This is a genomic window from Flavobacterium johnsoniae, assembly GCF_030388325.1.
GTDB classification, from domain to species: Bacteria; Bacteroidota; Bacteroidia; order Flavobacteriales; family Flavobacteriaceae; genus Flavobacterium; species Flavobacterium johnsoniae_C.
In genome coordinates, this window is sequence record NZ_CP103794.1 from 4,004,935 (window position 1) to 4,019,785 (window position 14,851).

9 protein-coding genes are annotated in these 14,851 nt (G+C 35.1%); 5 read left to right on the top strand and 4 right to left on the bottom strand.

Annotated features, from left to right (window positions below; all coding sequences use genetic code 11):
- The first annotated feature begins 9 nt into the window (after positions 1-9).
- Together NYQ10_RS17340 and NYQ10_RS17345 are read left to right on the top strand one after the other, a co-directional pair.
- The gene (locus tag NYQ10_RS17340; protein ID WP_289877481.1) at positions 10-1,503 is read left to right on the top strand and encodes a hypothetical protein; all 1,494 of its coding nucleotides are present in this window, start codon (positions 10-12) and stop codon (positions 1,501-1,503) included.
- Between the two features lie 159 nt (positions 1,504-1,662).
- Complete coding sequence (locus NYQ10_RS17345; protein ID WP_289877482.1) at positions 1,663-2,646, top strand: SDR family NAD(P)-dependent oxidoreductase; 984 nt, start codon at positions 1,663-1,665, stop codon at positions 2,644-2,646.
- Between the two features lie 307 nt (positions 2,647-2,953).
- On the opposite strand, the gene NYQ10_RS17350 is transcribed toward NYQ10_RS17345, so the two are convergent.
- Positions 2,954-3,397 (bottom strand): response regulator, encoded by a 444-nt coding sequence (locus NYQ10_RS17350; protein WP_289877483.1) that lies wholly within the window; start codon positions 3,395-3,397, stop codon positions 2,954-2,956.
- A gap of 274 nt (positions 3,398-3,671) precedes the next feature.
- On the opposite strand from NYQ10_RS17350, the gene NYQ10_RS17355 reads away from it, so the two are divergent.
- The 3 genes from NYQ10_RS17355 to NYQ10_RS17365 all read left to right on the top strand — a co-directional run bounded on the left by NYQ10_RS17355 (position 3,672) and on the right by NYQ10_RS17365 (position 5,730).
- The gene (locus NYQ10_RS17355; protein WP_289877484.1) at positions 3,672-4,130 is read left to right on the top strand and encodes an RNA methyltransferase; all 459 of its coding nucleotides are present in this window, start codon (positions 3,672-3,674) and stop codon (positions 4,128-4,130) included.
- Positions 4,131-4,305: 175 nt separating this feature from the next.
- Positions 4,306-4,884: a TetR/AcrR family transcriptional regulator gene (locus tag NYQ10_RS17360; protein WP_289877485.1), complete on the top strand. Its 579-nt coding sequence runs from the start codon at positions 4,306-4,308 to the stop codon at positions 4,882-4,884.
- 54 nt (positions 4,885-4,938) lie between these two features.
- On the top strand, positions 4,939-5,730 hold the full coding sequence (locus tag NYQ10_RS17365) for a glucose 1-dehydrogenase (protein ID WP_289877486.1): 792 nt from the start codon (positions 4,939-4,941) through the stop codon (positions 5,728-5,730).
- A 79-nt stretch (positions 5,731-5,809) separates the two neighbouring features.
- Here the strand turns inward: NYQ10_RS17365 and NYQ10_RS17370 are convergent, their stop codons facing one another.
- The 3 genes from NYQ10_RS17370 to NYQ10_RS17380 all read right to left on the bottom strand — a co-directional run bounded on the left by NYQ10_RS17370 (position 5,810) and on the right by NYQ10_RS17380 (position 14,817).
- A complete protein-coding gene (locus NYQ10_RS17370) occupies positions 5,810-9,004 on the bottom strand; it encodes a glycoside hydrolase family 2 TIM barrel-domain containing protein (protein WP_289877487.1) in 3,195 nt (1,064 codons plus the stop codon).
- 262 nt (positions 9,005-9,266) lie between these two features.
- The gene (locus tag NYQ10_RS17375) at positions 9,267-11,261 is read right to left on the bottom strand and encodes a RagB/SusD family nutrient uptake outer membrane protein (RefSeq protein ID WP_289877488.1); all 1,995 of its coding nucleotides are present in this window, start codon (positions 11,259-11,261) and stop codon (positions 9,267-9,269) included.
- Positions 11,262-11,301: 40 nt separating this feature from the next.
- Positions 11,302-14,817, bottom strand: coding sequence for a TonB-dependent receptor (locus NYQ10_RS17380; RefSeq protein ID WP_289877489.1), 3,516 nt, complete (start codon positions 14,815-14,817; stop codon positions 11,302-11,304).
- Positions 14,818-14,851: the final 34 nt, after the last annotated feature.

Sequence of the window (14,851 nt, forward strand, 5' to 3'; positions counted from 1 at the left end):
ACTACACATATGCTTAAGAAATCTACTTTACAAAGCCAAATCATAATATTGTTATTGTGTTTCTTATTAGTTCCAAATACTTCAAATGCACAAATCGGAATAGGAACAGTTACGCCAAATTCTAGTTCAATATTAGATATCACATCTACAACACAAGGTATGCTCGCTCCAAGAATGACAACGGCACAACGAACAGCAATTACAACTCCAGCCGAAAGTTTATTAGTTTTTGATACCACTGATAAAGCTTTTTACTTTTATAACACCGCAACTACGGCATGGATAAAGATTGCCAATGAAAGCGCTCTTAAAAGAAACAATTACAAATTGGTAAAATCTGCAGCAGATTTAGCTCCAGAATTAGCTTTAGGAGGAGGGTCTTCATATTTATTGAATACCAATACGCTTTATGAAATTAACGGAACCATCAATCTTACTAGTCCAATAAACTTAAACAATGCCTATGTTTCTGGTCTTGATGCAAATGAAGATGTTTTGTCATCAACAGGAACCATTTTCTCAGGAAATACAGGAGGAAGTATTAGAAATGTAACTTTAAGAGGCGCTACAGCATTTTCTATAAACGGACCAGGTATTGCAACTGCATCCTCACTTTTGGTTCAAAATGTGGTTGTTGACGGAATGACAGCAAGTGTAGGAACAATTAATGGAATTGGATTATTTTTTGGCAATATCATTCAATACATTAATAATACTAATGGAATTACTTATTCTAATATTGGCAGTTTGTTGTTAAACAATCAGGCATGGACATCTAGCAACAACGGAACTTTTGAAACCTTTACCGGTACATTTGGATTGATACAAAAAAATAGTGGTTTCAGCACAATGAACGGAGCCGATGTGGCAATGGATGTAAGCAACGCAACGCTTAGCGTAGGAACTGGAGTTCTGTTGGGTACTGTTTTTTCAGGAACCACTACAAATGCTAATGGATATATTAACCGTTATCCTGCTGCATCAACTTATACAGGATATAATTTTAGCACCGCTTGGACTGTAGACGCGCCTGGTATTCCAAGAGAAGGCGATTCTGACTCAACTGGCGATATTAATCTCGATGCTCCTGTTGGTTCTGGCGCCGCAACAACTTTTACTGGCACAAGTACATCCAGTAGGATAAAACTTAGCGGTACAACTACATCAAACAATCTATTTAGATTTACTAAAGATGGTAATAATAGAATTACTTATCGAGGAAATAAGACCAGATATTTTCAGGTAACAGCTTCAGTTTCGTGTCAAGTTACCAGTACAGACATAACACTTATCTTATATATTGCAAAAAATGGCGTTGTACTCCCTGATACAAAAGTATATGGAAAACCTACTACAGGTTTTTTGGCTACAGCAGGAATTTTAACTCTTCCAATCGTGGGAACCATGCAATTAAAAAAAGATGATTATATTGAAGTCTTTGCTGAACGTTATGATGGAACAGCGAATATGTCTACAGTTTCTCTAAATCTTAGCGCTAGATAATTTACATAGAAAATAATTTTATAAAATTGATTTCTAAATTGAATCTTTATTCCCCATGTAAATTAAAGTTTTATTAAATCATACCCATGCAAAAGTTATTTTTAGTAACTTATATATCTGATTATTAGACATTTTTTTTGTCTATTTAAATGATAAAACATGGAAGATATTAAAATAAATAACAGCGTTCTTAAAGGTAAAAATGTTGTCATAACGGGTGCAAGCAGCGGTGTCGGAAGAGCTGCAGCCGAAGCTTTTGCAATTGAGGGCTGTAACGTAGTAATAGTAGCCAGAGGACTTAAAGGCATTAATGAAACAGTAGAATATTGTCGGTCGCTAAATGTTTTGGCAATTGGTGTTCAAGCAGATATGTCGATTGCTGAAGATGTAGAGCGAATAGCAAAAGAAGCTTTGGCTATGAACGGAAAAATTGATATCTGGGTGAATAACGCTGGAGTAATGGCAAGCGGAAAATTTGAAGAAATTCCTATGGAAATTCACGAGCAGGTTATTAAAACCAATTTGTTTGGATATATGCATGGCGCTTACAATGCCATTAAAATTTTCAAAAAACAAGACCAAGGTATTTTAATAAACAATGTTTCCATCGGCGGATTTATGCCAGCACCTTACAGCGCAGTTTATTCTGCAACAAAATATGGGATTCGAGGCATGATGGAATGTCTTCAAGGAGAAATTTCTAATCATAAAGATATTCATATTTGCAATCTTTATCCGCAATTACAAAATTCTACTGGAAATCTTCATTCAGCCAAATATTCAGGTTTCGATATGAAAATTTCTTTTATTGCTTCGGATCCACGCCATACAGCGGCTAAAATGGTAGATTTGGCTAAACATCCGCAAAAAGATTTATTTCCAGATTTACGTTCCGCGGCAATCACAAATATGTATCGATTATTTCCGAAGACAATAATTAATACTGCATCTGCGGCAGTACGCACTAAAATGAAACTAAACGATGTTAAAGCAGAAAATCCTGGAAATGTTCTCACCAACTCAAAAGAGCCGTTACGTGTCTACGGAAATTTACCTTCAAAGAAAACACACAACATTGGTTTAGCATTCCTTGTAGGAGTCGGAATTACAACCGCTTTATTATTAATGGGTAAAAAGATTTAGAATTTTAAATTCCAGATTAAGAATATTTTAAAAAAAAGCTCCTTAAAAAACTTAAGGAGCTTTTCGGCAGCCGGCGGATGCCTGAGGTATGCGGTAACTAACTAAATCTTTGTCCAGATCCTCCAGACGAACTCCGCCGGTCCCCTGTCTTTTTATGTCTGATTACAAAGTTTATATACCATTCATCTTAGCAAAATTACCAAAACCATAATTTAAATTCTTACAGAATCTCATTTTGAGCTTATAGTATTTTAAGGTTTGAAGAAATTTTAAAACCAAACATTAGATGATTATATGAGTAATATTGTTAAGCTAATAAGAATTTATTAGCATCTTTTCTTAAGCTTTTAAAATCTGTTAAAACTCTCTCCAAAAGCTCTTTAAGCCCTTGATAACTTCCAGGTTTTACAGCATAAAAATCGGCTCCCAATTTATAAGAAATTTTAATATGTATACTGCTGCTGCTCGTAGAGAGCATAATAATTTTTACATTTTTTAAATCACCAGAAGCACTTCGAATTTCTTTAAGACATTCAAAACCATTTTTGCATGGCATATTAATGTCTAGAAAGATAATTTCAGGAAGATGCTCCGCATTGCGAAGGGCTTTGAGCAACTCATTTCCATCTGTCGTCTGCACTACATAAAGTGGCATACGTAGTTCTTCTACTGCATCAAGAAACAATATTCTGTCATCTTCATCGTCATCAGCTAAATAAATAATTTTCTCAAAGTTGGGTTGTGGCGACATGGCTTTAAATTTTAAAAATGCAAATTAAGAGTAAAGATTCTTAATACTTGCAGTGGTTACTAAAAAATTCAATCATTAATTTTTTTTGAATCAAATTGTAACTGAGGGGACAGCCTATATAAAGATAATCATTTTTTCTTAAGAAAACACTTTCAAAATAAAAGAAAAAATATGGTAATGATTTACATTTCAAATTATTAACAAGATTTAATCTTTTATTCTTTCGTTTCAATAAAAATTGATTTATAAACTTACTGTTTGTATTTTTGCAATTATGAATGATAACTTTATAAATGAATATTTTGGGATAGGAATCCAAAATGGAAAAACACCTGAAAACTTAGGCGTTTTATGGAGATCCGCTCAAAATCTAGGAGCCACTTTTATATTTACGATTGGTAATAGATATGCCAAACAAGCCTGTGATACACATGATGCTGTAAAAGCAATTCCTTATTTTCATTATGATACTTTTGAAGCTTTTTTTGAAAATTTACCGAAAGGTGCGAGATTAGTTGGTGTAGAATTATCTGAAAAAGCATCTGATTTAGAAACTTTTGAACATCCGCGACGCTGTGTTTATTTATTGGGAGCAGAAGATCATGGTTTACCCAAAAAAGCAATGGAAAAATGCCATCATCTTGTAAAATTTAAATCTGAAAAAAGCTTGAATGTAGCTGTCGCTGGAACTATTGTGATGTACGATAGGAACTTGGCTAAACCACGTTCTTAAAATCTAAACTACATTTTCTGCCCAAATATTTAATTATCAAGGTACATTTTCAATTACTGCAATTTATAATATTGCAACTTTACTTAATTTCTTGTGCTTCTTTAAATTCCTTAAATAAAAGTTATATTTTAAATATTTACATTTAAATGAATATTTTTTCATTTAACTTTACAGTATGAGACCATTAGATCCTGATAAAAGAGAGAAAATTTTACAGTCTGTATATACGCTTACTGGCAGACAAGGACTCGCGAGCGTCAATATTTCAGGCATAAGCAAAACCGCTGGAATTGCTACAGGTACGCTTTATATCTATTTCAAAAATAAGGAAGAGGTTATACAACTAGCCTATGCCGCGGTAGAAGATAAAATGACACAGGCTATGTATCATGACTTTGATCTTAATCTCCCAATAAGACAATCGCTTAAGAAGATTTACATCAATATGCTTAACTATAGATTAAATCATTATGATGAAACCATATTTATTGATCAGTATCAGCAGTCGGGTTATATACAGCTAAATTTCTCCAAACAACTTGCCGAGTACGAAAAACAAAATAAACCACTGTATGATCTTTTAGAAAAAGGGAAACAAGAAGGAATCATTAAAATAGTAGATTCTATTATGCTTATCAGTTTTTTTGATGGCGCAGTACGCTCCTGCTCCACAGGTATAATGCAAAAGTTGTTCTCATTAAGCCAGCAGCTTATTGATGACAACTTTGATATGATATGGAGAGGCATGAGTTAAAAAATTTTATTCTTAAATGAATATTTTTTCATTAATAATTTAATAACATATATTATGAGTATTTTCAAAGACAAAACTATTGTCGTTACCGGAGCCGCAATGGGTCTCGGACTTGCGGCAAGTAAAGCCGTAGCATTAAAAGGAGCAAATCTTTCTCTTGTAGATTACAATAATGAGGCGCTTGAAAAAGCAAAAGAAGAAATTCAATCGGTTGCACCAGAAGCAAAAATCTTAACTATAGTCGCTGACGTTTCAGATGAAAACGCAGTAAAAAATTATGTAGACAAAACAGTAAGTGAGTTTGGCAGCATAGATGGTTTTTACAATAATGCAGGTATTGAAGGAAAACAAGCTCCATTAGTGGAATACGATGTCAATATATTTAAAAAAGTAATTGACATTAATCTTATGGGTGTTTATTACGGACTGAAATATGTAATTCCTGTAATGCAAAAACAAGGCGGAGGAAAAATTGTAAATGTAGCTTCTGTAGGCGGAATCAGAGGTGTTGTTAATCAGATGCCATACGTTGCGAGTAAACATGCTGTTTCTGGTATGACTAAAAATGCTGCCATAGAATACGGTAAAGATGGTATATATACCAATGCAATTGCACCTGGAGCTATTCTGACTCCAATGGTTGCAGAAGCTTTTAAACAGGTAAATCCAGCCGATCCGAAAGCCGCTGAAACAATCTATGCACAAAGAAATCCTACTAGAAAATTAGGAAAACCAGAAAATGTGGGTAATCTTGTAGCCTTTTTGCTAAGCGATGAATGTCAGTATGTAAATGGACAAACTATCGCAATTGACGGAGGAGAGTCAAATCTGTATGGTAATTCATAAATAATAGTATCTATACAGAAAAAACGGATTACAGGCATTCTGTAATCCGTTTTTTTTATAATCATATAAAATAAATAATCTATTTTTTTTCTGTCAGTTGAACCTGATAACTGAATGTTGTTGGTTTAGCATAAACCATAAAAGGTTCCAATGGTCTTGGACCACAGCCATTTGAACCTACTCCTAAAGTTTTATGGCTTACGCATAAAACTGTTCCTTTGCTTTGCGGAAGATCGATTTTATATTCCACCAAATCCATTTCTTCATCGCTGTATGGCAGCGCAGATACCTGCATCAAGTCATCAACCTTTTTTACTGCTATCCCTGCTCCTTTTTGAGCGCTTAAATTTGCCCATCTTACATCTTCATGATTTCCACATTCCATAGGTTTCTCATAAGGTGTTAATTGTTTTGCGACCGTACTTGCGTAATGACCAACATCAAATCCGCTTTTGCGATCTGCGTAATTTTCCATCGGGCCACGACCTAAATAATCAAATTGATCGATGCTTTTATTTAAGAACATTCGAACACCGATTCTTGCTAAAATAAGTTTAGGATCACTAAAACTCACTTCATTTGTAGAATTAATAATTCCGTTTCCGTCAATGGTGTAGATTACTTTATGCTGTACTTTAAAATTCTCTTTGCCTGTACCAGTTAGACTTGCAGTAATTTCAATTACGGTTGCCGAAACTTTTTTGCTTTTTACTTCATTTGTTACCCATGAAATGTTTTTTAAGCCGTATTTTTCCCAATCACGGTACGCCCACATATCGTCGGTTTGGTGCGGTGCACGCCATAAATGAAGCATAGGACCTCCATTTTCCTGCAATACATTCTCTCCATTTTTCTCCAATTTTGTAAATGTTCCTTTTGCTTTATCAAAAGTAATACTGAAGTCTGAACCTTTGATAATAATACTTTCTTCTGTATCATTTAAAGTTAAGTTACCAGCTTGTGGAGCTTTTTTAGTTTCAGCTAATGGCGTACCTAATTCAAACTGTTGAGAAGCTACTTCAAAACCTTTTTTAGCCCAATTTTGATCTTCTGCCAAATAAAATGACACTCTTACAAAGTATTCCGCACCTGCTTTTGGGGAAAAAGCAAACGGTATTTTTACGTCTTTTTCAGTACCAGGATTGATCGTCCCAACTGCTAAATCACCAGAAAATAATGGCAACCCATTTTCAGTTAATTCCCATTTAGCCGTTACGTTTTCAAGATTAAGAAACTGATAACGGTTTTTAATCGTAACAAAACCATTTTTAATGTCTTTGTCACGAATTGTAATCCATTGATAGGCATGTTTTAACTCTGGAAAATGCGGTTTAGGCGATCTGTCTGAAAATACCACACCTTTGTGTATGAAATAATGATCGTTTGGAAATTCACCAAATCCGCCACCAAAAGCCGTTATAGGATGTTTTGGATCACGATTATTATAAATTCCCTGATCCTGCCATTCCCAAATAGCTCCGCCAAGAAGCTCCGGATACTTATCAAACATTTCATTGTACAGATCTACTGATCCCATTGAGTTGAACATGGCGTGTGCATATTCACATAAATAAAATGGTTTGGTTAATGAAGCATTTTTTGCATGTTCTACCATAGGGGCAATTTGCGTATACATTTGGCTGTCAATATCCGCAGGATTCTTTTCACCAATACCAAATCCTTCATAATGTGTAGGACGGTCAGGATCAATTGCTTTTATTGCTGACAAAGCTGCTCTGAAATTAGTACCGCCTGAACCATTTTCATTACCTAATGACCAAATTAAAACCGAAGGATGATTTTTAAAACTTTGAACATTCGCAACATTACGATCTACAATAGCCGCTTTTATTGTTGGCACTTCATTAAACTGATTTTGCTCTTCATGACATTCAACATTGGCTTCGGCTACCAAATAAATTCCATATTCGTCACAAAGTTCATACCATCTTGGATCATCAGAATAATGACTCGTACGAACATGATTACTGTTAGTTTGTTTAATTAAAGTGATGTCTTTTATCATTTGTTCCTCTGTAACGGCGTGACCATCATCTGGGAAATTCTCGTGACGATTTACCCCTTTTAGTTTAATAGGAACACCATTTACGGTAAACAAACGTCCTTTAATTTCAATCTCTCTAAAACCTGTTTTTGAAGATAAGGTTTCAATGGTATTTTTTCCATCAGTTAAGTTCAAGACAGTTGTATATAAATTTGGTGTTTCAGCCGTCCATTTCTTTGGATTGCTTGCATGAAAACTCAAATCTACCGTTACTTCCTGTCCTGGTTTTAAAGCAGGAATCATTTTCTTACCTGATGCTCCATCGACTGGAGTTGTACCTTCGTATAATAAAGCATTTAGTTCCTGAGGTCTAGTTGTTTTGGTTCCGTAATTCTTTACTTTCGCAGAAACCAATACCTCAGCATCACGAAATTGATTATCCAAATTCGTTTTAATAAAATAATCGCGAATATGAACCTGAGGCGCACTCCATAAAGTTACATTTCTGAAGATACCGCTTAATCGCCACATGTCCTGATTTTCTAAATAACTTCCGCTTGTAAATCGGTATACTTCGACTGCCAGTATATTTTTTCCAGGTTTAATGTATTTGGTCAGATCAAACTCAGCAGCATTACGGCTATTTACACTGTAACCCACTTTTTGACCATTTACCCAAATAAAGAAACCGGCATCAACTCCGTCAAAAGTGATAAAAGTACGGCGTCCTTTCCAGTTTTCAGGAATTGTAAATTCACGTCTGTAGCTTCCTACCGGATTTCTTTCAGTAAAATTGGTATATTTCTCAGATGGAATTCCCATTACATGTGGAAAATCCTTTTTGAAGATATACGTAAAGTTGCTATAGTTCGGCGTTCCGTAACCTTGTACTTGCCAGTTAGACGGAACTTTTATCTCTTTCCATCCGCTTACATCATAATCAGTTTTATAAAAATTTACAGGACGTTTCTGAGGCCAGTCTACCCAATTGAATTTCCACATACCATTTAAGCTTTGGCTAAATGTTGAGGCATGTCTGTTTGCTGCTAACGCTTCTTTGAGTGAAGCATAAGGCATTAAAGTAGCGTGAGCGGCCTCCTTATTGATTCCGATATTTTCTGGATCTTCAATTTCTTTAGGAACTTTAGCAGTATCTTGAACGGAAAGATTCTGATCCTTTTTTTGGAATGCAAAACAGGGATTTTGAATTAAAGCCAGCACTGAAAATAATCCAATTTGGGCAATTTGTTTTTTTAATAAACGCTGCATCATAATGTTTATGTTGTAATTTGAAAATTAATTATACTGTAGTGTGAAATTTTAATATTCATTGTCTTTAATAATTTGTAATTTAAAATGATCAATAGCATTTTAGAAATGGCAAGATACAGCGCAAAAGCTTTTATACACTAACCACATATCTCCAAGACATTTCAACTGCCGATCCATACCATTTCTATTTAGCTATCAAATTGATATTTTAGAAATTGTGTCCACTACAAAGATTTTATTTCTAAAATTTATTTGTTTTCTAATTTTTCGGACCTTGATTTGCTGTTAAAGGCCAATTCGGATTCTGATAAATAGGCGATCCAGAAACGTCATTGTTTGGTGATGTAATCAAAAAATGCTGAATTGCTATCGGATTCAAATAATGCGCCATTGTCCAGCGATATCCATTGTATGCCAATGAAGTCGTGTTCTTTTCATAAATACGCAAATAACTGCTAATCGCTGGATCTGAAACTGTACTTCTGTCTCCTATTCCATATGTTAATTTAGTAGCATCATACCATTGTTTCATTGGTCCCCATAATTTAAATCCTTCAATGTGATAAGAATTGTCTATCATTTGGTCCATCGCTCTCCATCTGCGTAAATCATCCAAACGGAAACCTTCTCCCAACATTTCTATTCGTCTTTCTCTACGAATATTATACAATGTAGCATCGATCAGTTTATTGGCAGAATAAGCTCCCCAGTCATTTTTTGCTTCTAAACTCATATTTGTCGCTGCAATGGTTTTTTGAAAATCTGAATCTACTCCTGCTCTTTCTCTGATTTTTTTCCAATATGCAGAAGCTGTTCCATCAATGCCTCCATTTTTTTCATAACTAGCTTCAATGTAATTCAGGTAAGCTTCTACTCCTCTAAAAGCTATACTTCCCATTGAACTTCCTGTATGCTGACCGTAATTGGCTCCATCGTAATTATTCCCTTTTGTATGATGATAACCAGTTGGCTGATCATGATTCCCTAATAAATTCATGATATCCGGCACAATGGCTACATCTGTACCATGCGTATTTAAAGGAGAAGGATACAAAATATTAATTTGTCCAGGTTCTGCAAGCCAAAGATTTAAACGCATATCTCTTTTCTTTCTCACATCTGCCAAATAATCATCGCCAACATATCCAGATCCAGAAGCGTAAATTGGCAGACCATTTGCCATTAAACAATTATCAACAAAACCTCTTGTGTAACCAGCGCCACCGCCTTGTACTGATATAGCAAATGAATTGCTTACTCCTAGACCGACATCATAGGCACGCCATAAAAGCACTTCATTGTACTTGCTTAAATCAACATCGCTAAACATCTTTAGAAACGGATTTGCATCACTCGCTTTGGCAAAATCTAAATATGATTGACCTGCAATTTCTGTTTTTTGTGTATTTTGAGTTAATGTAACTTGATCTGCAACAGCCTTCGCCGCGTCCATTGACTGTGTCAAAAAATAATCAATTTCTCCATCAATACTTCCCGAAGGAAATTGATAACCTTGATTGTACGCTTTTTCGGTGCCTGGCCAGCCCGGACCATTTGGAACAAAAGCAGTTCCTTTAAAATATTTCTCCCATGTTCCTTCATAAAGTCCAACTCTCGATTTCATTAACTGAGCCACCATTCTAGATAATCGGTTTCCTTTACCATCAGGTCCTGAATTACTCATCAAAGTACTGGCAGAATCTAAATCGGAAATGATAAAACGAGCAACTTCATTTCTGGGTTTTCTTTTACTGTAATCTACCAATTCATTTAAATCCAATTTTGGAACAGTTTTCACGATTGGAAAATCACCAAGAGCAACCAATTTCTGATAATAAATATATGCTCTCAAAAAATACATCTCACCGATATAATGATTTACATTGGTAGGATTTCCAGAAATCTTGTTATTTTTCCATTTCGGAATCACTTGCTGCATGAAGTAATTGCACTTATAAATAGTTTCAAAATTCCAGTCACCTCCTTGTGCCGGTACAAGCCATTGTCCAGGAACATAGCGATTATCATAACCTCGATCTGCTTCTGTATCGGTATCGCTATCTCTTGCGTAGGCTTCCATTACTGGAAAAACACTATACAAGTCAATAGAATAAGCTGCCAGCTGTGATTCATCGTTTAAATAATTCTCTGGAGTAATTTGAGACAAAGGCGGTTTTTCCAGAAAGTCATCTTCACAAGATGCAAAGACAACAGTTAAAGCCACTGCTAATAGTCTGATTAGATTTGCTCTCATTATAATATATTTTTAAATTTTTAAATCGTTTTTATCATTTTTAAAGGGAAACATTAACTCCAACTGAGAAGGTTTTTGACAACGGATAAACATTACCATTTTGCCCAACCTTATCAAGAGTTTCTGGATCAAACATGTCTGGAATATCGGTCAATGTCCAAATGTTTTCTGCCGAAAAATAAAATCTTACGTTTGTCATCCCAAACTTTTCAACAGTTTTAGAGGGCAATGTATATCCTAACTGTAAATTTTTCAGTCTCATATAAGCGGCGTTGATAAGATATCTAGATTGTGTTTTTTGGTTTTTATCTTGTCCTACAACTGGACGCGGATAATAAGAATCGAGATTCAAACCAAGCGGACTACTGGCATCATCTCTGAAATAATCCAAATGCTGTTCTAAACCACTAGAATCCCAAACACTGCCTCTCATTCCCCAAAAAAGTGTGGTATTGTTCCAATAATCTCTTTTTCCGACTCCCTGAAAAAATGCTCTAAAATCAAAGCCTTTATAATTTGCGCCTAAATCGAGACCAAAAGTGTATCGTGGTGTGCTGTTTCCAATTTTAACCAAATCTCCATGATTACTAAGTGTATTCGCTCCATTATTAATTACACCATCTCCGTTTACATCTCGATACATAATATCTCCAGCATCCCAATTATTCCCAAGACTGTTTTGTCCACCGTTTGGCAGGGAATTTAAATGAGCATCCATTTCTGCCTTTGTTTTAGCAATACCAATAGTTTGATATCCCCAAATATTTCCATCTAATTGCCCTTGAATATACGTTCCTAAATCCCCTGTCAAGTTTGGATATCTTGTAATTTTGGTCTGATTGTCTGCAAGCAAGCCTGTAATACTATAACCGAATCCGTTTGCTAATTTTTGTTTCCATGTAATATTCATATCAAAACCATAAGTTTCCAAATCGGTATTATTTGATTTTGGAACAGCTGTTCCCAATATAACAGGTAATTCACGAGCTGGACCTATCATGTTTTTTGTTGAACGATTAAAGTAATCAAAGGAACCGGTAAGCTTATTTCCAAATAAAGCAAAATCAACTCCTACGTCCCATGTTCGAACAGTTTCCCAAGTTAATGCCTGGTCAATTAAATTTGGTGCGGTAGCTGTATTCGGTCTGCTGCCATTTACTAACCATGATCCATTGGCAATTCCTACAGGCATCGTTGTATAAGTCGGATACCAATTTTTTGTGTCTTGATTGGCTAAAGAACCGTACGATCCTCTAAATTTCAACATTCCCACAACATTTTCCAGTGGTTTCCAAAAATCTTCTTTGGCCACATTCCATCCTACAGATACCGAAGGCGACCATACCCATCTACTGTCAGAACGAAAGCGTGAAGAACCATCATAACGAAGATTACCTTCAATGAGATAACGCCCGTCATAATTATAGTTGATACGTCCAAAATAACCGTTAATCGCCCAATCACCATACTTTCCGTTTACATTTGGCGGAACAAGTTTTCCGTAAAAATCAGTTCCTGAAGTAGCATCAATTACGGGAATATTAGGAACAATGATTCCCTGTCTTGTGGCACCAAGTTCTCTATTATCAGTAGATTCAGCCTGCATTCCTAAAAGTCCAGTAAAATGATGTTTCCCGAAACTTTTATTATAATCTGTATAAAAATTAGAGTTGAAATAATCCTCTTTGTAAGCATCTTCGTGAATTTCAGATTTGCTGTCGGCCACGTATGGATTTCCTGCAACATCATGATTGTATGTCATTTGAAGATCCCAATGCTGAAAAGTATTGATTGTTTTATAAGTAAAATCCCATTTCAGTTTCCAGTCGGGAGTTAATTTAAAAACTAAATTTAACTGCTGTATAAAACTATCCGAAATTTTATTTTGTTGCCCGCCATCTCTAAGAGGTAGCGCTGGCGAAGGGCTGTCATACAAATAACCGTTAGGATCGTACAAAGGCAATACTGGCCATCCTTGACGCGCCAAATCGGCAAAAGTACCATCTGTCATATTGGTTGGTCTTGCATAATCTTCTCTTATAAAACGATTGGTATAACTTAGAGAAAGCCATTTAAATAAATCAGCATTAATTCGTATTGATGTATTATATCTTTTATATTGATCTCCATTAAATCTCATAAAACCAGGCTGATCTAAATATGCCCCCGATATGAAATAAGTAAGTCCTTCTTTGCCTCCGCTTATGCTTAGATTGGTTTCTTGTGAAATTACAGAAGGTTTAAAAATTGCTTTATACCAGTCAACATTATCATTTCCTTGATCGTAGCCGTCTGCCCACCTAGTAGGATCGCCGGCTCTGGTTGGTATTGTGTTTGTAATTTTACCATCTTGAAAATCTTTTATTCGCTGTATACGCTCATCGGTAAAAAAAGGCGTATATCCCGCATTTAGGAATCCATCATTAAAAAAAAGTGCAAAAGAATAAGAATCCAACATATTCGGAATTGTAACAGGACTGCTGATTCTAGTGCTGGTATTTATATTTACAATAGTTTTTCCTGATTTTCCTTTTTTAGTTGTAATCAAAATGACACCAAAAGCTGCTCTTGATCCATAAATTGAAGAAGTAGACGCATCTTTTAGCACCGATATATTTTCTATATCACTTGGATTTACTGTATTAATATCTCCTTCGGCTCCGTCAATAAGAATAAGCGGATTAGCGTTTGATCCATCTCCAATAGTTCCTGTTCCACGAATATTAATTGCCGGTCTGCTGTCTAAGGTTCCACCGCCAGATTGTGTAATGTTTAAACCTGCGACTAAACCCTGCATTGCTTGAGCTGCATTTACAACAGGGCGGTTTTGTAATTCTTCACCATCAAGCTGACCAACGGCACCTGTAAGATTGGCTCTTTTCTGAACTCCATAACCTACAACAATAACCTCATTTAATACATTTCTGTCTTCACTCAGCGTAACATTAATTTTAGATTTTTCATTTACCTTTATTTCCTGAGTTTTAAATCCTATATAAGAAAATAACAGTGTAGATTCTCTACTAGAAACATCAATGCTATAATTTCCATCAAAATCCGTTGTTGTAGCATTATTTGAACCTTTTTCTGTTACGCCCACTCCAGGAATTGGAATTCCTTGCGCATCTGAAACATTTCCAGAAATCTTAATTGCTTGAGCTTGCTTCTTTGAAATTTCTGGCTTTTTATCTGTATCATTATTCGATTTTAATACAATAAGGTTGTCTTTTATAATATACGACACATTTTTATTCTTAAATAAATTATCAAGAATTTGCGTTATCGGTTTGTTTTTCATCTTAATGGTTACCAATTCTTCGTCGTTTATTTTCTTGTTGTTATAAACAAAATTATAATTGGTATTTGACTGTATTTGAGCCAATACAGCACGTATTTTGACGTTTTCCATATTCAAAGTAACCTTCATATTCTGCGAATAGCCTCTACTGTGAATCTGAAAAACAGAAACTAATAAACATAAGATACTCAATTTCATAGTTTTATGTAATTGCAGGTAATAGAGTATTTTCATACCCATCCTATTGGTTTTTTTCATAATTTTGGTTGTTGTTTAGTTAACTTTTAAAAGG